This is a genomic window from Nocardioides sp. Arc9.136, from assembly GCF_030506255.1.
Taxonomy (GTDB): Bacteria; Actinomycetota; Actinomycetes; order Propionibacteriales; family Nocardioidaceae; genus Nocardioides.
This window is the reverse complement of record NZ_CP113431.1, coordinates 1,660,173-1,677,953: the sequence shown is the minus strand read 5'-3', so window position 1 is coordinate 1,677,953 and position 17,781 is coordinate 1,660,173. Positions and strand designations below refer to the sequence as shown.

At 74.8% G+C, this 17,781-nt stretch carries 15 protein-coding genes; 3 read left to right on the top strand and 12 right to left on the bottom strand.

Annotated features, from left to right (window positions below; translation table 11 throughout):
• Nucleotides 1-8 precede the first annotated feature (8 nt).
• The 9 genes from murD to mraZ form a co-directional block, all read right to left on the bottom strand.
• The gene (murD, locus tag OSR43_RS08150; protein ID WP_302270776.1) at nucleotides 9-1,463 is read right to left on the bottom strand and encodes a UDP-N-acetylmuramoyl-L-alanine--D-glutamate ligase; all 1,455 of its coding nucleotides are present in this window, start codon (nucleotides 1,461-1,463) and stop codon (nucleotides 9-11) included.
• A gap of 66 nt (nucleotides 1,464-1,529) precedes the next feature.
• The gene (mraY, locus tag OSR43_RS08145) at nucleotides 1,530-2,600 is read right to left on the bottom strand and encodes a phospho-N-acetylmuramoyl-pentapeptide-transferase (protein WP_302270775.1); all 1,071 of its coding nucleotides are present in this window, start codon (nucleotides 2,598-2,600) and stop codon (nucleotides 1,530-1,532) included.
• Nucleotides 2,597-3,967 carry a UDP-N-acetylmuramoyl-tripeptide--D-alanyl-D-alanine ligase gene (gene murF / locus OSR43_RS08140; RefSeq protein ID WP_302271637.1) on the bottom strand — a complete coding sequence of 457 codons (1,371 nt, stop codon included), beginning with the start codon at nucleotides 3,965-3,967 and terminating at the stop codon, nucleotides 2,597-2,599. Before murF ends, mraY begins: the two co-directional genes overlap by 4 nt.
• A gap of 5 nt (nucleotides 3,968-3,972) precedes the next feature.
• Nucleotides 3,973-5,490 (bottom strand): UDP-N-acetylmuramoyl-L-alanyl-D-glutamate--2,6-diaminopimelate ligase, encoded by a 1,518-nt coding sequence (locus tag OSR43_RS08135; protein ID WP_302270774.1) that lies wholly within the window; start codon nucleotides 5,488-5,490, stop codon nucleotides 3,973-3,975.
• Nucleotides 5,491-5,515: 25 nt separating this feature from the next.
• Nucleotides 5,516-7,291, bottom strand: a complete 1,776-nt coding sequence (locus OSR43_RS08130) for a penicillin-binding protein 2 (RefSeq protein ID WP_302270772.1) — start codon at nucleotides 7,289-7,291, stop codon at nucleotides 5,516-5,518.
• A gap of 33 nt (nucleotides 7,292-7,324) precedes the next feature.
• Entirely contained in the window at nucleotides 7,325-8,002 is a 678-nt protein-coding gene (locus OSR43_RS08125) for a hypothetical protein (RefSeq protein ID WP_302270771.1), read from the bottom strand.
• Nucleotides 7,999-8,964, bottom strand: a complete 966-nt coding sequence (gene rsmH / locus OSR43_RS08120; protein ID WP_302270770.1) for a 16S rRNA (cytosine(1402)-N(4))-methyltransferase RsmH — start codon at nucleotides 8,962-8,964, stop codon at nucleotides 7,999-8,001. The genes OSR43_RS08125 and rsmH overlap by 4 nt, the downstream gene beginning before the upstream one ends.
• Before the next feature lie 7 nt (nucleotides 8,965-8,971).
• On the bottom strand, nucleotides 8,972-9,130 hold the full coding sequence (locus OSR43_RS08115) for a hypothetical protein (protein ID WP_302270768.1): 159 nt from the start codon (nucleotides 9,128-9,130) through the stop codon (nucleotides 8,972-8,974).
• Nucleotides 9,131-9,364: 234 nt separating this feature from the next.
• A complete protein-coding gene (mraZ, locus tag OSR43_RS08110) occupies nucleotides 9,365-9,790 on the bottom strand; it encodes a division/cell wall cluster transcriptional repressor MraZ (protein WP_302270766.1) in 426 nt (141 codons plus the stop codon).
• Nucleotides 9,791-10,145: 355 nt separating this feature from the next.
• On the opposite strand from mraZ, the gene OSR43_RS08105 reads away from it, so the two are divergent.
• The 3 genes from OSR43_RS08105 to OSR43_RS08095 are packed head-to-tail and all read left to right on the top strand — an operon-like array spanning nucleotide 10,146 to nucleotide 14,902.
• Complete coding sequence (locus OSR43_RS08105; protein ID WP_302270764.1) at nucleotides 10,146-11,123, top strand: MoxR family ATPase; 978 nt, start codon at nucleotides 10,146-10,148, stop codon at nucleotides 11,121-11,123.
• 48 nt (nucleotides 11,124-11,171) lie between these two features.
• The gene (locus OSR43_RS08100; protein WP_302270763.1) at nucleotides 11,172-12,530 is read left to right on the top strand and encodes a DUF58 domain-containing protein; all 1,359 of its coding nucleotides are present in this window, start codon (nucleotides 11,172-11,174) and stop codon (nucleotides 12,528-12,530) included.
• Nucleotides 12,527-14,902: a DUF3488 and transglutaminase-like domain-containing protein gene (locus OSR43_RS08095; RefSeq protein WP_302270762.1), complete on the top strand. Its 2,376-nt coding sequence runs from the start codon at nucleotides 12,527-12,529 to the stop codon at nucleotides 14,900-14,902. The genes OSR43_RS08100 and OSR43_RS08095 overlap by 4 nt, the downstream gene beginning before the upstream one ends.
• A gap of 236 nt (nucleotides 14,903-15,138) precedes the next feature.
• On the opposite strand, the gene OSR43_RS08090 is transcribed toward OSR43_RS08095, so the two are convergent.
• From OSR43_RS08090 to OSR43_RS08080, 3 genes are all read right to left on the bottom strand, one after another.
• Nucleotides 15,139-15,597 carry a DUF3040 domain-containing protein gene (locus OSR43_RS08090; protein WP_302270761.1) on the bottom strand — a complete coding sequence of 153 codons (459 nt, stop codon included), beginning with the start codon at nucleotides 15,595-15,597 and terminating at the stop codon, nucleotides 15,139-15,141.
• Nucleotides 15,598-15,686: 89 nt separating this feature from the next.
• Nucleotides 15,687-16,961: a DNA polymerase IV gene (dinB, locus tag OSR43_RS08085; protein ID WP_302270760.1), complete on the bottom strand. Its 1,275-nt coding sequence runs from the start codon at nucleotides 16,959-16,961 to the stop codon at nucleotides 15,687-15,689.
• 36 nt (nucleotides 16,962-16,997) lie between these two features.
• Entirely contained in the window at nucleotides 16,998-17,759 is a 762-nt protein-coding gene (locus OSR43_RS08080) for a methyltransferase domain-containing protein (RefSeq protein ID WP_302270759.1), read from the bottom strand.
• Between the last annotated feature and the right edge of the window lie 22 nt (nucleotides 17,760-17,781).

Sequence of the window (17,781 nt, the reverse complement as noted above, 5' to 3'; positions counted from 1 at the left end):
TGGTCCGGTCAGCTCGTCCTGGCGCGTACGGCGGCCGCGAACTGCTCCCCGCGGTCGGCGTAGCTGGCGAACAGGTCCATGGAGGCGCATCCCGGAGCCAGGAGGACCGTGTCGCCGGGTCGGGCCAACACGGCCGCCGCCTCCACGACGCGCTCCATGGGTGCCTGTTCGGGACCAGTCTCACCGGCACCGACGTCGATCACGGGCACATCCGGCGCGTGTCGCGCGAGCGCCTCGGCGATGACCGCGCGGTCCCGCCCGAGCAGCACCACGCCGCGCAGGCGGTCACGCACGGCGCGGACCAGGTCGTCGAAGCGGGCCCCCTTGGCCAGTCCCCCCGCGACCCACACCACGGGGTCGTAGGCCTGCAGGGAGGACTGCGCCGCGTGCGGGTTCGTGGCCTTGGAGTCGTCGACCCAGGCGATGCCGTCGTGCTCGGCGACCAGGGCGATCCGGTGGCCGTCGGGCCGGAAGGCCCGCAGCCCGTCGCGGACGGCCTGCTGGGAGACGCCGTGCGCGCGGGCCAGCGCGGCGGCGGCGAGCGCGTTGGCCACGACGTGCGGCGCGGGGCTGGCCAGGTCGGCGACCGTGCAGAGCTCGGCGGCGCTGGTGCCCCGCTCCTCGATGAACGCTCGGTCGACGAGGATGTCCTCGACCACCCCGAGCATCCCGACGCCGGGCATGCCCAGGGTGAACCCGATCGCGCGGGCGCCCTCCTGCACGTCGGCCTCGCGGACCAGCCGCTCGGTCTCGGGGTCGGCGACGTTGTAGACGCAGGCGCGCTCGACGCCATCGTAGATCCGGCCCTTGTCGGCGGCGTAGGCCCGCATCGGGTCCGGGCCGTCGTACCAGTCGAGGTGGTCCTCGGCGAGGTTCAGCACGGCGGCGGACTCCGCGGCCATCGACCGGGTGTAGTGCAGCTGGAAGCTGGAGAGCTCCACGGCCATCACGTCGTACGGCGTGGGGTCCATGACCGCCTCGACGAGGGGCAGTCCGACGTTGCCGGCCGCGACGCTGCGCAGCCCGGCGGCGCGCAGGATCGAGTCGAGCATCTGCACGGTCGTGGTCTTGCCGTTGGTGCCGGTCACCGCGAGCCAGGGCACGGGCCGCTCGGGGTCGCGCAGGCGCCAGGCCAGCTCCACCTCGCCCCAGACCGGTACGCCGCGGTCCCGGGCCTGGGCGAGCAGCGGTGCGTCGGGGCGCCAGCCGGGGCTGGTGACGAGCACGTCGACGTCGTCGGGCAGCACGGCCGTGGCGCCCTGCTCCAGCCGGATCGAGGCGCCGAGCACCTCGAGCAGCTCGGCCTTCTCCTCCTTGCCGGCCGCGGACTCGTCGAGGGCGGTGACCGAGGCACCGAGGTGGAGCAGGTTGTCGGCGGCCGCGAAGCCGGAGACGCCGAAGCCGGCGACGACGGTACGGACCCCCTGCCAGGAGTCGCGCTGTCCTAACGAGTCGAGATTCACCACAGACCTCCGGGGCGCCCCCGCGGGACCGGGGCGAAGCGAGCGATTGGGGGGGCGGGGCGGGACCTAGATCCCGGCCACCCACTCGGCGTAGAAGATGCCCAGGCCGGCGGCGACGCAGAGACCGGTGACGATCCAGAACCGGATCACCACCGTGACCTGCTCCCAGCCGAGCATCTCGAAGTGGTGGTGGATGGGCGCCATCCGGAAGATCCGCTTGCCGCCGCTGATCCGGAACCAGCCGACCTGCAGCATCACCGAGAGGGTCTCCACGACGAAGACGCCGCCGAGGATGATCAGGAGCAGCTCGGTCCGGGTGAGGATCGCGAACCCGGCGAGCGCGCTGCCCAGCGCCAGCGAGCCGGTGTCACCCATGAAGATCTGCGCGGGCGAGGCGTTCCACCACAGGAAGCCGAAGCAGGCACCGGTGATCGCCGCGGCGATGACGGCGAGGTCGAGCGGGTCGCGCACCTCGTAGCAGGTGGCGCCCGGCGAGATCTCGCAGGACTGGTTGTTCTGCCAGATGTTCACCAGCGTGTAGGCGCCGAAGACCATCACGCTGGCCCCGGTGGCGAGGCCGTCGAGCCCGTCGGTGAGGTTCACGGCGTTCGAGGTGGCGGTGACGATCAGCCAGATCAGCGCGAGCACGACGACCGTCGGGAGCGCGAAGGAGGCGAAGTCACGGATGAAGGAGATGCTGTGCGAGGCGGGCGTCCGTCCGCGGTCGTCCTCCAACCACGGCGAGAGCGCCAGGAAGCCGAAGACGAGGGCGATGACGGTCTGGCCGACCATCTTCGCCTTGCTGCGCAGGCCGAGGCTGCGTTGCTTGGAGATCTTGATGAAGTCGTCGAGGAAGCCCACGAGGCCCATGCCGACGAAGAGGAAGAGCAGCAGCAGCGCGGACGCGGACGGCTGGCTCGTCGTGATCAACTTCGCGGCGAAGTAGCCCAGCACGGTCGCGGCGATGATCACGACGCCGCCCATGGTCGGCGTCCCGCGCTTGGTGTGGTGGCTGGTCGGCCCGTCGTCGCGGATCTCCTGGCCGTAGCCCATCCGCGTGAACTGGGTGATCGCGACCCGGGTGCCGAGCAGGGAGATGAGCAGGGCGAGCCCACCCCCGAGCAGTACGGCTCTCACGTCGCTTCCTCCAGAAGTCCCTCCGCGACGACCTCGAGCGCGGCTCCGCGCGAGGCCTTGACGAGGACGGCGTCCCCGGCCGAAGCATTCTCCCGCACCCAGGTCAGTGCTTCGTCCCGCCCCGCCGTGAGCATCGCCTCACCGGTCCACCCGGCCACCTGGCGCGCGCCCTCCGCGATGCCCGCGGCGGGCTCGCCGACGGCGACGACGACGTCCACCCCGGCCTCGGCGGCGGCCCGGCCGACGGCGACGTGGTCCTCGTGGCTGGTCGGCCCGAGCTCGCGCATCTCCCCCAGCACCGCGACGGTACGACGCGTGCTGCGCCGGCCGATGGCGGCGAGGGCGTCGATCGCGGCGACGGTCGAGGCGGGGTTGGCGTTGTAGGCGTCGTTGAGCACCACGAGCCCGTCCGCGCGCTCGCGCAGCTCCATCCGCCAGCGCGACGCGCTCTCCGCGGTGCCGAGCGCGGCCGCGACGTCGGCGAGGTCGAGGCCGAGGGCCAGCGCCATCGCCGCGGCCGCGGCGGCGTTGGCCACCTGGTGGGCACCGACCTGGCGCAGTGCGACCGGGTGCCAGGTGCCCCGGTGGCCGAGCTCGAAGGTCGGCCGGCCGAGCTCGTCGAGCTCCAGCCCCCGCCAGCTGACGTCGCCGGCCTCGCCGAAGGTCAGCACCCGGGCGGCCGTGCGGGGCGCCATCGCGGCGACCAGCGGGTCGTCGGCGTTGAGGACGGCGGTGCCGGCGCCCGGGAGGGCCTCGACGATCTCGCCCTTGGCCTGCGCGATCGCCTCGCGGCTGCCGAACTCGCCGATGTGCGCGGTGCCGACGTTGAGGACCGCGGCGACGACCGGGGGCGCGACCCGGCAGAGGTACTCGACGTGCCCGACGCCGCGAGCGCCCATCTCGACGACGAGGTGGGTGGTGTCGGCGGTCGCGCGCAGGACGGTCAGCGGCACGCCCAGCTCGTTGTTGTGGTTCCCGCGCGTGGCGACGGTGCTCCCGGGCACGCCGCTGCCGGCCGCGGTGGCCAGCACGTGGGCGAGGTAGTCCTTGGTGCCGGTCTTGCCCTGGGAGCCGGTCAGGGCGACGACGGTCGCGCCCGTGCGGTCCACGACGTGGCGCGCCAGCAGCCCGAGCGCCGCGACCGGGTCGTCGACGAGCACGCCGGGGCGCCCCGTGGGCCTGCTGCCGAGCACGGCGTGGGCGTCGGCGGCGTACGCGTGCCCGTCGACCCGCTCCCCCGCGATCGCGACGAAGAGCCCGCCGACGACCGGCTCCCTGCTGTCGAGGTACGCCGGGCCGGTCACCTGGGTGGTGCCGTCGCCGTCGACGGTCCCGCCGACCACCTCGGCCACCTCGTCGAGCGTCATGGGGATCACGACCGCACCGCCTCCAGCTCCTCGCGGACGACCTCGCGGTCGTCGAACGGGTGGACCACGCCGGCCACCTCCTGACCCGTCTCGTGCCCCTTCCCGGCCACCAGCACCACGTCGCCGGCGCGTGCCCGGGCGAGCGCCTCGCGGATCGCGGCCCTCCGGTCACCGACCTCGAGCACCTCCGCACCGCCGGTCGCGCCGGCCAGCACGGCCGCACGGACGGCGGCGGGGTCCTCGGTGCGGGGGTTGTCGTCGGTCACGACCAGCACGTCGGCGAGCCGGGAGGCGATCTCCCCCATGATCGGCCGCTTGCCGGGGTCGCGGTCGCCGCCGGCGCCGAGCACGACGAGCAGCCTCCCCTCGGTGACCGGTCGCAGCGCGGCGACGGCCGCCTCGACGGCGTCGGGCTTGTGGGCGTAGTCGACGACCACGACGAAGTCCTGGCCGGCCTCGACCCGCTCGAGCCGGCCCGGCACGCCCGCGCCGGACGCGATGCCGTCCGCGACCCGCGCCGCGCCCAGCCCGGCCTCGGCGCAGGCCGCGACCGCGGCGAGCGTGTTGGCGACGTTGAAGCCGCCCGGGATCGGGCAGGCGGCCGCGACCTCGAGGCCGTCGGGACCCAGCACGCGGAACCGCGAGCCGTGCGGGTGCAGCTCGACGTCCACGGCGCGCCAGTCCGCCTCGGCGCCGGTGGCCGAGAACGTCCGCACCGGCACGGTGGCCTCCCGCACCAGCCGGCGGCCGTGCTCGTCGTCGACGTTGAGCAGTGCCAGCCGGGCACGCTCGGGGGTGAACAGCGCAGCCTTGGCGCGGAAGTAGTCCTCGACGTCGGCGTGGAAGTCGAGGTGGTCGCGGCCGAGGTTCAAGAACACCGCGACGTCGAAGACGATGCCGTCCACGCGGCCCATGACCAGGGCGTGGCTCGAGACCTCCATCGCGCAGGCCTCGACGTCCTGCTCGACCATCGCGGCGAAGAGGCCGTGCAGGTCGGGGGCCTCGGGGGTCGTCAGCGTCGTCCGCACGTCGACGCCCTTGACCCGCGTGCCGACGGTGCCGATGACGGCGGCGGCCACCCCGGCCGCGTGCAGACCTGTCTCGGCCAGGCGGGTGGTCGTGGTCTTGCCCTGGGTGCCGGTCACGCCGACCATGCGCATCCGGGTGGCCGGGTCGCCGTACACGTGGGCGGCGAGCCGGCCCAGCAGGGCGCGCGGGTCCTCGGCGACCAGCACCGGCACGCCGAGCCCCGCCGCGCGGGAGGCGCCAGCGGCGTCGCTGAGGACGGCGACCGCGCCCGCCTCGACCGCCGGGCCGGCGTAGTCGACGCCGTGGGCCCGAGCGCCCGGCAGCGCGGCGTACAGGTCGCCCGGCACGACGCGTTGGGAGCTCAGCGACACACCGGTGACGGTGGTCGCCGCGCCCTCCTCGGAGGGGTCGGCGAGGTGGAGGCCGCCGACCTCGGCGACGAGGTCGGACAGGGACGTGCGCCGCGGGTGCCGCGGCCGGAGGGGGCTCGTCATGACGCGGCGAGGGTATCGCCGCGGCTCACCACTCGACCGGCAGGCGCGACGGCTCGGTGCCCGTGGGCGGGACGCCGTACCGGCGCAGCGCGTAGCTCATCAGCTTGGCGAAGGCGGGGCCCGCGACCGAGCCGCCGCCGCCCGCGTCGGGCTCCTGCACGACGACGTACACGGTGAACCGCGGCTCGTCCGCCGGGGCGAAGCCGGCGAAGGACACCGTGGTGCCCTCGTAGCCGCCGTCGACCGCACGCTGGGCCGTGCCGGTCTTGCCGGCGACCCGGTAGCCGGGCACCGCCGCGGCGGGGGCGACTCCGACGTCGGGGTCGACGACCAGCTCCATCATCCGCGCCGTCTGGCGGGCGGCCTGCTCGCTGACCACGCGCCGGCGGGTCGCGGTGCCGGTGCCGACCTCGGTGCCGTCGGTGAGCGTGGCGGTCCCCCGGATGATGCTGGGGTCGACCCGCACGCCGCCGTTGGCGATGGTGTTGACCGCGGCGGCCATCTGCATCGCGTTGACCGAGAGCGCCTGGCCGAACGCGATGCGGTCCTCGGTCTGGCTGGTCCACGCGCTGCCGTCGGGCAGGATGCCGGCCGACTCGCCGGGCACGCCGAGACCGGTGCGGGACCCGAGCCCGAAGTCGACGAGGTAGTCGCGCATCTGCCCCTCGTCGAAGTTGTCGGCCGCGAGCACCGTGCCGATGTTGGAGGACTTGGCCAGCACCCCGGCCAGGGTCAGCTTGATCTCCTCGTGGTCCCACCAGTCGCCGATCGGGCGGTCCTGGCGGTGCAGCAGCGGGGGCACCGTGATCTTGGTCCGGGGCGTGACCTTGCCGGCGTCGAGGAGGCCTGCGACGGTCAGCACCTTCTCCACCGACCCGGGCTCGTAGACGTCGCCGAGGGCGCGGGAGACCAGGTCGGGCTTGTCGGCGAGCTCCGGCGCGTTCGCGTCGAACGTCGGGGTGTCGGCCAGCGCGAGCACGTCGCCGGTGCGGGTGTCCAGGACCACCGCGTAGCCCGACGTGCCGCCGGCGTCCTCCACGGTCTGGCGCAGCACGCGCTGGGCGTACCACTGCATCTCGCGGTCCAGCGTCGTCTCGACGTCCTTGCCGTCGACCGGCGGCACCTCGACGTTCTCGCCGAGCGGGAGCTTGTTGCCGCCGCCCACTGCGTAGCGGGCCGAGCCGTCGGTGCCGGCGAGCCAGGAGTTGAGGGCGAGCTCGAGACCGACGAGCGGCTGGTCGCCCTTCTCCGGGTCGGGGGTGCCGAGGGCGCCGACGATGTTCGCGGCCACGTCGCCGGCGGGGTACTCCCGCACCGGGTCGCGCTGCGTGATGAGGCCGTCGTACCCGAGCTCACGTGCCTCGCTGAGCACGTCCGTGGCGAGGGTGGAGGGGACCTGCCGGGCGATGTACTCGTACCGGCTGTCCTCCTCGCGGAGCCGCTCGAGCGTCTGCACGTAGTCGACGTCGAGCCGACGGGCGAGGAACGTCGCCATCTCCTGGGCCTTGTCAGCGGTCAGGAAGGGGTCGGCGACGACCATCAGCCCGTCGACGGAGTCCGCGAGCGGCTTGCCGTTGCGGTCGACGATGTCGCCGCGGACCGCGGGGAGGACGACCTTCTCGGTGCCCTCGGCGGCCGCCATCGCGGCGTACGACCGCGGGTCCAGGCCCTGCAGCTGCACCAGCCGGCCACCGAAGACCGACAGCACGATCGCGATCAGGATGAACCCCACGCGCAGCCGGAGCTGCGGGGACCCGCGCAGGGCGCCGCGCCGTCCGCTGGTCGGGCGGGTACGTCGCACGGGGTCTCCCTGGGTCCTGATCGAGGTGAGTGGTCAGCGGCGGTTCTGCTGGCGGTCCTGCTGGCGGTCCTGCTGGTCCGGCTGGCCCTGGGAGCCCTGGGACTGCTGTGACTCCTGTGAAGTTCTACCCCCGTCACCGCGTCCCTGGCCGTCACCGCGGCCCGTGTCGCCGGAGTTTCGGTCCTCGGGCAGCACGCCCTCGGGCGGCACGGCTCCGGGCCGGAGGTCGGTCACCACGGTGGGCGTCGGGTCGAGGGAGGGCGGGAGCACCGGGGGGCGCGGTCGGATCCGCAGCGAGGTGCCGTCGCCGGCCGGCGCGGGCGTGCCCTCGACCGCGCCCGTGTCGAGGTCGAGGAACGCGGGCGCCGGGGCGACGACCATCCCGAGCTTGGTGGCGCGCGCCGCGATGGTCTGCGGGTCGCGCAGGCGCTCGATCTCCATCGTCAGGGTCTGCTCGCGGGCGGCGAGGTTGCCCGCCTGCTGCTCGAGGGCCGTGGCGGCGAAGGACGCCTGCTGCATCTGGGTGTTGAACAGCAGCAGCCCGACGACGCCGCCGAGCAGCACCAGGCTCACCAGGGTCACGAAGGGGACCCGTGCGGCACGGACGCGACGGCGCGGGACGACGGTCAGGCGGGCCCGCTCGACGGCCGCCTCGGCCAGGCGCGGGACGCGGTGCCGGATCTGCGACGCGGCGCTGGACGTGGTGCTCATGAGGCTGCTCCCTGGGATGCGCGAAGCCGTTCGATGGCACGCAGGCGGACGGAGGCCGCTCGCGGGTTCTGGGCGATCTCGTCCTCGTCGGCCTGCTCGGCACCGCGGGTGACCAGGCGCAGGGCCGGCTCGCTCCCCTCGGGCACGAACGGCAGGTCGATCGGGACGGTGGACCGGGTCGCGGCGGTGAACGCCTGCTTGACCAGCCGGTCCTCGAGGGAGTGGTAGGACTCGACCACCACGCGGCCGCCGACCCCGATGGCGTCGATCGCCGCGGGGATCGCTCGACGGAGCACGGCCAGCTCGTCGTTGACCTCCATGCGCAGGGCCTGGAAGGTCCGCTTGGCCGGGTGCCCGCCGGTACGGCGCGCCGGCGCCGGGATCTCGGCGTACAGCAGCTCGACCAGCGGGCCGGAGGTGGTGAACGGCTCGGTCTCGCGGCGCCTCACGATCGCGTGGGCGATCTTCTTGGCGAACCGCTCCTCGCCGTAGTCGCGGAGCACGCGGGTCAGCTCTCCGGCGGAGTAGGTGTTGAGCACGTCGGCCGCCGTGGGGCCGGTGGTGCCGTCCATCCGCATGTCGAGCGGGGCGTCCTCGGCGTAGGCGAAGCCCCGCTCGCGCACGTCGAGCTGCATGGAGGACACGCCGAGGTCGAACAGGACGGCGTCGACGCTGGCGAGCCCGAGGTCGTCGAGCACGTCGGGCAGCTCGTCGTACACGGCGTGGACGCCGGTGAAGCGGTCGCCGTGCGGCGCGAGCCGCTCGCCGGCCCGGCGCAGCGCCTCGGGGTCGCGGTCGACACCGATGACCCGGGCGCCGGTGCAGCGCTCCAGGACCGCCTCGGTGTGGCCGCCGAGACCGAGGGTGCAGTCGACGAGGACGGCGCCGTCGTGGTCGAGGGCGGGCTGCAGGAGGGCGACGACCCGGTCGAGCAGCACCGGGACGTGGCGGGGCGCGCTCATCGCGGGCTCAGCTCCCGAGCCGGGCGAGCAGGAGGAGCGTGACGGCCAGCGAGATCGAGGTGGCCGCGGAGAACACCATGAGCACGGCCGCGTCGCGGGCCTGGTGCCGTACCCGCGGGACGGCACCGTCGCTCGTCCTGGCGGACGTCACGTGCGTGGTGCTCATCGGATTCGACCCCTGCTGAGTTCGGTGGTGCGCGGTGGTGGTGCGTGGTGGTGCGTGGTGCTGCGGTGCCGCAGGGCCAGGTCTCCTGCCCGCTCCCCCGGTGGGGAAGTGCCGCCACCTGGCACCGGGGAAGGTGCGCCAGCTGGCGGGGAGAGCGGGCCAGAGACCTGGCCCTGCGGATCCGTTCTTCGGTTCGGGTGCTGCGGGTGGTGCCGGGTGGGGCGGTGGGGCCGGTCAGTCGTCCCCGGCCTCGTCGAGCTCGGCGAACTTGCGCTGGGCCTCGGCGGAGAAGTCCTGCCACCGGGCCGGGTCCCAGATCTCGATCCGGTCCATGACGCCGATGACGACCACGTCCTTCTCGAGCGATGCGTAGTCGCGCAGGGTCGCGGGGATCGAGATGCGCCCCTGCTTGTCGAGCTGTCCCTCGTCCGCGCCGGCGAAGAGCACGCGGGCGTACTCACGTGCCGAGCGGTTGGTCATCGGCGTCGCCCGGGCGCGCTGCGCCTCCTGCATGAAGACGTCGGTCGGCCACACGACCAGGCAGTTCTCCTGACCCTGCGTCACCACGAGCCCCTCCGACAGTCGCTCCCTGAACTTCGCCGGGAGGAAGAGCCGCCCCTTCTCGTCGAGCCGGGGGGTGTAGGTGCCCATGAAGAACATCGGGCACCTCCGTCACGGCCACTTCCTCCACTTCGCACCACTTTAACCCACTTCTCCCCACCGTCAACCACATCGAGCGTGTCCACGCCCCTTTTTCCGGCGTACGACGCCGCTCCCCTCCCCCGCGGTGGCGTACGCGAGCGCCACCGACACCCGGGCCGTCGGCGCAGGTCAGCGGCGGTTTCCGACCGCTACCGGCCCATCCGCGGCGGTGCGGTGGGGCGCCGGTGGGGAGGAGGGGTGGGGCGTGGTGGGGCGGACCCGTCGAGGACGTCGCCGGAGCTAGTGGAGCGGCGTAGGTTGCCGCCACCGAATACGGTGGTGCGCAGGGCTGGACGGGACGGGAAGGGTCGACGTGGGTACTCCGACGGCGGGAGGCGCGGACCTCGAGACGCTCGCGCACGTGGTCACGCGCATCCGCTCCAACATCGAGCGGGTGATCGAGGGCAAGCCCGACGTGGTGTCGTCCTCGCTGGTCGTGCTGCTCGCGGAGGGGCACCTGCTCATCGAGGACGTCCCGGGCGTCGGCAAGACCATGCTCAGCAAGGCGCTCGCCCGGAGCATCGACTCCACCGTGCGGCGCATCCAGTTCACGCCGGACCTGCTGCCCTCCGACGTCACCGGTGTCTCGGTCTTCAACCAGGACACCCGGGAGTTCGAGTTCCGGCCCGGCGGCATCTTCGCCAACATCGTGGTCGGCGACGAGATCAACCGCGCCTCCCCCAAGACCCAGTCGGCACTGCTGGAGTGCATGGAGGAGCGCCAGGTCACCGTCGACGGCACCACCTACCAGCTCGACACGCCCTTCATGGTCATCGCGACGCAGAACCCCATCGAGATGGAGGGCACCTACGCCCTGCCGGAGGCGCAGCGGGACCGGTTCATGGCGCGGGTGTCGGTCGGCTACCCGGTCGAGGCCGCGGAGATCGCGATGATCGCCTCGCACACCGGCGCCAGCCCCCTCGAGGACCTCGAGCCGGTGACCGACGCCGCAGAGATCCGCAAGCTCACCGCGATCGTCGGCCAGGTGCACGTCTCGGACGCCGTGCAGCGCTACGTCGTCGCGCTCACCGGCGCCACGCGTCGTACCAGCGACCTCACGCTGGGCGCGTCGCCGCGCGCGACGCTCCACCTGGTCCGCGCGGCCAAGGCGTACGCCGCCATGCACGGCCGCGACTACGTCCTGCCCGACGACGTCGTCGCCCTCGCCCGACCGGTCCTGGCGCACCGGCTGCTGCCGAGCGTCGAGGCGGCGATGAGCGGGCGCTCCACCAGCACCGTGCTGGAGGGCGTGCTCGCCTCCGTCCCGGTGCCCGACGGGCACCGGACATGACGCGGCACGGCTCCGGCCGGTCCGCCGCAGGCCTCCACGGGAAGCACCGTGCGTGAGGCGCTCGCCGGCCTGACCGTCCGCGGCCGGGCCTTCGTGGCCGCCGGGGTGACCGCCATCGTGTGCGCCGTCGTGCTGGGGCAGCCGGCCCTGAACCGGGTGGGCGTGCTCGTGCTGGCCCTGCCCCTGCTGACCGCCGCCGTGCTGTCCCGCAGCCGCTACAAGCTGGCACTGGTGCGCACCGTCGCCCCCCAGGTGGTCGGCGCCGGCCAGCCGGCCCGGGTCAGCCTGACGCTGACCAACGAGGGCCGCGCCCCCAGCGGTCTGCTGCTCCTCGAGGACCAGGTCCCCTACGTGCTGGGCTCCCGCCCCCGCTTCGTGCTCGAGGGCATCTCCCACGGGTGGAAGCGGCAGGTCGCCTACCAGGTGCGCTCGGACGTGCGCGGTCGCTTCGAGCTGGGGCCGATGTCGGTCCGGGTGGCCGACCCGTTCGGCCTCGTCGAGCTCGGCCGGGCGTTCCAGACCACCGCGGCGCTCACGGTCACCCCCCGCACCGTCGTGCTGCCCTCGATCCCGCTGGGGGGCGGCTGGACCGGCGCCGGCGACAACCGCCCCCGCGCGTTCGCGACCGGCTCCGCCGAGGACGTCACGGTCCGCGAGTACCGCCGGGGCGACGACCTGCGCCGGGTGCACTGGCGCAGCTCGGCCCGTACCGGGGAGCTGATGGTGCGCCGCGAGGAGCAGCCCTGGCAGTCCCGGGCGACCCTGTTCATCGACAACCGCGCCGGCGTGCACCGCGGCCAGGGCGTCGCCTCCTCCATCGAGGCGGCCGTCTCGGCCGCGGCGTCGATCGCGGTCCACCTGTGCCGGCGCGGCTTCGCCGTCCGCCTCGTCACGGCGGCCGGTGAGGACCACGGCAGCGCGTGGCACCAGCGCGACGCCGACGTCGGCGAGGGCCCGCTGCTCGAGGCGCTCGCCGTGCTGCGGCCGATCGCGACGCCCCGCCTCGACGGGTCCTGGCTCGGCGAGCAGGGTCACGGCGGGCTGACCGTCGCCGTGCTCGGCGCGGTGGGGGCGGTGGACGTGCCCGTGCTGCGCAGGATGCGCAACCACGCCGGGGCCGGGCTCGCGGTGGCCGTCGACGTGGACGCCTGGGCCGCCGCCGGTGGTCGGGCGACCGCCGGTCCCGGGGACCGGTCCAGTGCTCCCGGGGCGTCGGTCCCCGTGCTGGTGCAGCAGGGCTGGCGCGCGACCGCGCTCGGCCCGCGGGACCGGCTCGAGTCGGTCTGGCAGGAGCTGGGCTCGGCCGCCGGCCAGGGCTCGGCCGTCCGGGGACCCGACACCGTCCCCCACGTCGCGGCCCACGAGGCCACGGCGTCGCAGGCAGCCGCCCAGGAGGTCGTCGGATGAGCACCCGTCGCGCGAACCTGCGCACCACGCTGGCGATCTCGCTGGCCGCTGCGGCGACCACGTGGGTCGCGACGATGTCGTGGCGTCCCTTCACCGAGGTCCCGGGCCGCTACCTCGGCCCGCTCGCCGTCATCGGCCTCGTCGTCGCGGCCACCGGCGCCCTGGCCCGCTGGGCCCGCGTGCCGCGCCCGTTGGTCGTCCTGCTCCAGGTGCTCACCGGCGGTGTCGTCACCAGCCTGTCGATCACCGGCTACCCCGTGCCGCTCGGTCCCGGGTGGGTCGAGCTCGACGCGGCTCTCCGCGGCGCCGTCGACAGCGCGAACCAGTACGCGCCTCCGGTGCCGGGCGACGTGCCGCCCGTCGATCCCCTGCTCCTCGCCGGCGGCCTCGGCTGCTTCCTGCTGGTCGACGTGCTGGTGTCCACGCTGCGCCGCGTCTCGCTGGCCGGCCTGCCGCTGCTCACGATCTACAGCGTCCCGGTCAGCGTCATCGGCGGCGAGCTCTCCGGATGGGTGTTCGTGCTGACCGCCGCCGGCTTCCTGCTCGTGCTCTACCTGCACGAGAGCGAGCGGGTCACGCGCTGGGGTCGTGCCCTGGGCGACCAGCACCCGCTGGGCTTCGACGTCCGCACCGGCCGGGCCCGCAGGACGGCCGGGGCCATCGGCGGGGTCGCGACCGCGCTCGCCGTCGCGGTGCCGCTCGCGGTCCCCACCCTCGACCTGCGGCTGGTCGACTTCGGCGCGGGCCCCGGGGGCGACGACGACATCACGCTGACCAACCCGCTCGCCGACCTCAAGCAGGACCTGGTCCTGGGCCCCGACGAGCCGCTGCTGCGACTGACCACCGACGACCCCGACCCGTCGTACCTGCGGACCACCGCGCTCACCTCCTTCAACGGCGAGACCTGGAGCGCCGGCAACCGCAAGGTCCCGGAGGGGAACGCCGCCGACGGCGCGCTGCCGCCGCTGCAGGGCGTCGACCCCGCGCTCGGGCGCCGCGCCTACGACTACGACGTCGACGTCTACGAGACCTTCAAGTCCGATTGGCTCCCGACGTGGACGACGAGCAGCCGGGTCCAGGCGGTCGGCGACTGGCGCTACGACACCGAGACCCGCGACTTCATCGCGGCCGACGACGACCTGGACTCCGCGGGCCTCAGCTACCAGATGACGGGCCTCGAGCTCTCCTACGACGCCACCGACATGGCCCGCGCGCCGGCCGCCGGCGTCTCGGTGCCGAGCACCTACACCGACGTCCCGGCCGACCTCCCGACGGAGGTCCGCGACCTGGCGGTGCAGGTCACCCGCGAGGCCAGCACTCGCTACGAGAAGGCGGTGGCCCTGCAGCGCTGGTTCCGCGAGACCGGTGGCTTCGTGTACGACACGAGCGCGGACGCGGGCACGAGCAGCGGCGACCTCGCCTCCTTCCTGAGCCCGGAGGGTCGCCGGGGCTACTGCGAGCAGTACGCCGCCTCCATGGCGGTCCTGGCCCGGCTGGTGGGCATCCCCGCCCGCGTCGCAGTGGGCTTCCTGGGTCCCAAGAGCGTCGGGCGGGACACCTGGGAGTTCAGCGCGCACGACCTCCACGCCTGGCCGGAGCTGTTCTTCGCCGGCAGCGGCTGGGTCCGCTTCGAGCCCACGCCGGCCGCCCGGACCCAGGGCGCGCCGACGTGGACCCGCCAGGACGTCCAGGCGCCGGACCCCCAGGTCCCCGACTCGAGCATCGGCCCGGCCCCCCGCCAGGCCGACCGCGCCCAGGAGCAGCGCGCGGACGCCACCGAGGAGGACCAGGTCGACGACGCCGCCGCGGACCAGGACGACCGGGCCTGGCTGCTGCCGGTCCTCGGCGGCGGCGTCGGCGGAGGCCTCCTTCTCGCACTGGCGCTCGTGCCGCGTGCCGTCCGGACCCGGCGCAGGGACCGTCGCCTGTCGGCCGGCCCCGAACCGGCGTGGGACGAGGTGCGCGACACCGCCCTGGACCTCGGGCTCGCGTGGCCGTACTCCCGGACCCCTCGGCAGACCGGCGACTGGGTGGCCCAGCACCTCGGTGCCCCGGCCGGTGAGCACACCGCGGAGCCCCCGCCCCGAGGACCCTCTCTCGCCCCGGACGCCGTCCGTGCCCTCGACCGGATGGTGGCTGCGCTGGAGGTGCTGCGCTACTCCCCGCGCGGCGCGGACGCGACCGGTGCGCTCCGCGCCGAGGTCGAGACCGTGACCGAGGCGCTGCGCGACGGGGCACCGCGACGGGCGCGTCGCCTCGCCACCTGGTTCCCCCGGTCGGTGCTCGTGCGGAGCACCCCGGCGACCGGCTCCCCCGGCGCCGGTGCGGGCGGCGCGCGGTACGGCGCCGTGGTCGACCACGTCACCAGCTGAGCGGCGCTCGGGCGACGGCCCGGGACCCGGTGCGGGCGACCGGGACGGGCGACCGGGACGGGGGCGGGGGCCCGACGTCGCTCCCGCCGACGCGACGTGGGCGGCGCACGGGTCGCGCGGAAGGCAGCCGCTGCAGCCGCGGCACCGGACGCGGGCGCCGGGGACGCACAGGGTCCGGCCCACCCGGTCGCCCGGAGGTCCTGCTCACCGGGTCAATGACCCGGGGAGCGTGCGGCTCAGAAGCCGCCGTTCTGCTCCCGACGGTGGCGCCACCGCTGCTCCATGCGCTCCATGAAGGAGCCGGACGTGCGGCGCGAGCGGCGGGTGCGACCGGAGCGTCCCTTGCGGCCGCCGTCGATGACGGTGAAGCCGCGCGAGGGGTGGGCCGCCTGCCGCGGGTCCGTGGGGGCGGCGGCCGCTGCTGCGGCCTGTCCGCGCATCGCGGTGAGGGCGACGGTCGCGGAGCCGAGCATGATGACGAACCCGACGACCCCGACGAGCGCGACCTGGCTGACCGCACCGGTCATCAGGACGGCGACCCCGACCACGAAGCCGGCCCCGGCGAGGATCGCGCGACGTCGCGCCGAGCGTCGCAGCGACGTCCCGCGCAGTGTGGAGGCGAACTTCGGATCCTCCTCCGAGAGTGCGCGCTCCATCTGCTCGAGCAGTCGCAGCTCCTCTTCCGAGAGTGGCACCGGTCCTCCACTGGTCTCACGAGCCGAATACGTCCCTGCGTGGGCCGTGGAGCAAGTCTAGGCAGGCCGTCCGCAACACGGTAGGCGCCTCAGGATTTTGCTCGCCTCGCCCGGTCCGCGCCCGGCAGCAGGGTGGCCGGGCGCACCGCTCCGCTGCCGAACCGGGCGCCCGCCCGGTCGGCCGCCCGGTCGACGTCGGACCACCCGTGCTCGCGCTCCCCGAGCACGCGCTGGCGCTGGACCCGCGTGCTCGGCACGAGACCCTCGACCCGCACCCCGACCAGGCGCAGCGCCGCTCCGGCCCGGCCACCGGAGCGACCCTGGCGCAGCGCGTCGTGCAGCGCGACGGCCGCGACGTACACCTCCTGGGTGACGTCGGTCGGCTCCGGCAGCGCCTTGGACCGGGTGAGGGTGGTGAAGTCGGTGTAGCGGACGGTGAGCACCACCGTGCGTCCGGCCACCCCGCCGGCGCGCAGCCGCCGCGTGACCCTCTCCGCCAGGGCGAGCACCTCGCGCAGGACGTCCGCACGGGCGGTCAGGTCCCGGGCGAACGTCCGCTGGGCGCCCATCGAGCGGTCCGGCTCCTGGGGGCCGCGCCGCTCGTGGAGCTGCGAGCGGTCGCGACCCCAAGCGAGCACCTGCAGCTGGCGAGCGGCCGCCGTCCCGACGGCGCCACGTACCTCCTCGAAGGGTGCGTGGGCGAGCTGGCGGACCGTGGTGAGGCCGATCCGCCGGAGCTTGCGGGCGGTGCTGTCGCCCACGCCGTAGAGCTCACCGACGTCGAGGCCGTGCAGGAAGTCGACGACCTCCTCCGGCGGCACCACGACCACACCGTCGGGCTTGGCCCGGCGGCTGGCCAGCTTGGCCACCGAGACCGTCGGGGCGACGCCGGCGGAGCAGGTGATGCGCTGCTCCTCCTGCACCGTCGCCCGGACCAGCTCCGCGATCGTCCGCGGCGAGCCGAGCAGCCGCGTCGACCCGCGCACGTCGAGGAACGCCTCGTCGAGCGAGGCCATCTCCACCAGCGGCGTGACCCGCCGGAAGATCTCGCGCAGTGCCGTGGAGACCGACGAGAACGCCGCGTGGTCGCCGGGCACCGACACCAGTTGCGGGCAGAGGCGCCGTGCACGCACCCCCGGCATCCCGCCGCGCACGCCGTAGGCGCGGGCGGCGTAGTTGGCCGAGAGGACCACGCCGCGGTGGCCGCCACCGACCGCGGCCGGGACGTCCTGGAGGTCGGGCCGGTCCCGGAGCGCCACCGAGGCGAAGAACGCGTCCATGTCGACGTGGAGGATCGGGCAGTCCCACGACCGGTCGTCCCCGGCGGCGCCGCCGCCGGCGGGTCCGCCCACCGTCCCGCTCACCGCGCTCCGGCCCGCGCGGGAGCCGGCCGGCGGCCGTCAGCGAGCGAGCAGGTGCAGCTGTGTGGCGAGCGGGAGGTACTCCGGGCGGGCCGCGACGGCCTGCTCGAGGTCGACGAGCGCGCCCGCGGCGCCGGGCTCGAGGTCCAGCAACGAGCCGGGCACGAGGTCGGCGAAGACGCGGACGCCGTGGACCGAGGCCACCTCGAAGCCGGCGTCCTCGAGCAGGGCACCGACCTCGTCGCGGGTGAACCGGCTCCCGGACCGGCTGGCCGGGGCGCCGGTCGTCGCGCCCTCGTCGAGCATGGCCAGGGCCTGCTGGAAGTGGCCGGCCATCGCCCGCGCCACGACCGCGGCGTGCCGCTGGGCGACGAGCAGGCTGAGCGTGCCCCCGCGCCGCAGCACGGCACGCAGGCTCCGCAGCGCGGCCGCGGGGTCCTCGACGACCTCGAGGACACCGTGGCAGAGCACGACGTCGGCGGCGTCGGCGCCGGTGACGTCGACCAGGGTCGAGAGGTCGCCCTGCTGGGCCGCCACCTCCACCCCGAGCTCGCGGGCACGTCGGCCGAGCGAGGCCAGGGCGTCGGGACTGGGGTCGACCACCGTGACCCGGTGGCCCTGCTCGGCGACGCGGACGGCGAAGCCGCCGGTGCCGCCGCCGATGTCCAGCACGTCGAGCGGGCCGCTGCCGAGCACCGGGCGCAACGCCGACCAGACGACCGCCGTGCGCGCGGCTCCGCGCCGCTCGCTGGGGCGGTCCCGCTCGCTGGGTCGGTCGCCGGGACGCTCGGTGACGGGCATGGCGCCCAGCCTAGGGCCACCG

Excerpts from the sequence above, each read along its gene's own strand:
- OSR43_RS08115 (WP_302270768.1), bottom strand. The coding sequence starts at position 9,130 with ATGAGCACCACGCACGTGACGTCCGCCAGGACGAGCGACGGTGCCGTC.
- OSR43_RS08125 (WP_302270771.1), bottom strand. The coding sequence starts at position 8,002 with ATGAGCACCACGTCCAGCGCCGCGTCGCAGATCCGGCACCGCGTCCCG.
- OSR43_RS08095 (WP_302270762.1), top strand. The coding sequence starts at position 12,527 with ATGAGCACCCGTCGCGCGAACCTGCGCACCACGCTGGCGATCTCGCTG.
- rsmH (WP_302270770.1), bottom strand. The coding sequence starts at position 8,964 with ATGAGCGCGCCCCGCCACGTCCCGGTGCTGCTCGACCGGGTCGTCGCC.
- OSR43_RS08080 (WP_302270759.1), bottom strand. The coding sequence starts at position 17,759 with ATGCCCGTCACCGAGCGTCCCGGCGACCGACCCAGCGAGCGGGACCGC.
- mraZ (WP_302270766.1), bottom strand. The coding sequence starts at position 9,790 with ATGTTCTTCATGGGCACCTACACCCCCCGGCTCGACGAGAAGGGGCGG.
- OSR43_RS08135 (WP_302270774.1), bottom strand. The coding sequence starts at position 5,490 with ATGACGAGCCCCCTCCGGCCGCGGCACCCGCGGCGCACGTCCCTGTCC.
- murF (WP_302271637.1), bottom strand. The coding sequence starts at position 3,967 with ATGACGCTCGACGAGGTGGCCGAGGTGGTCGGCGGGACCGTCGACGGC.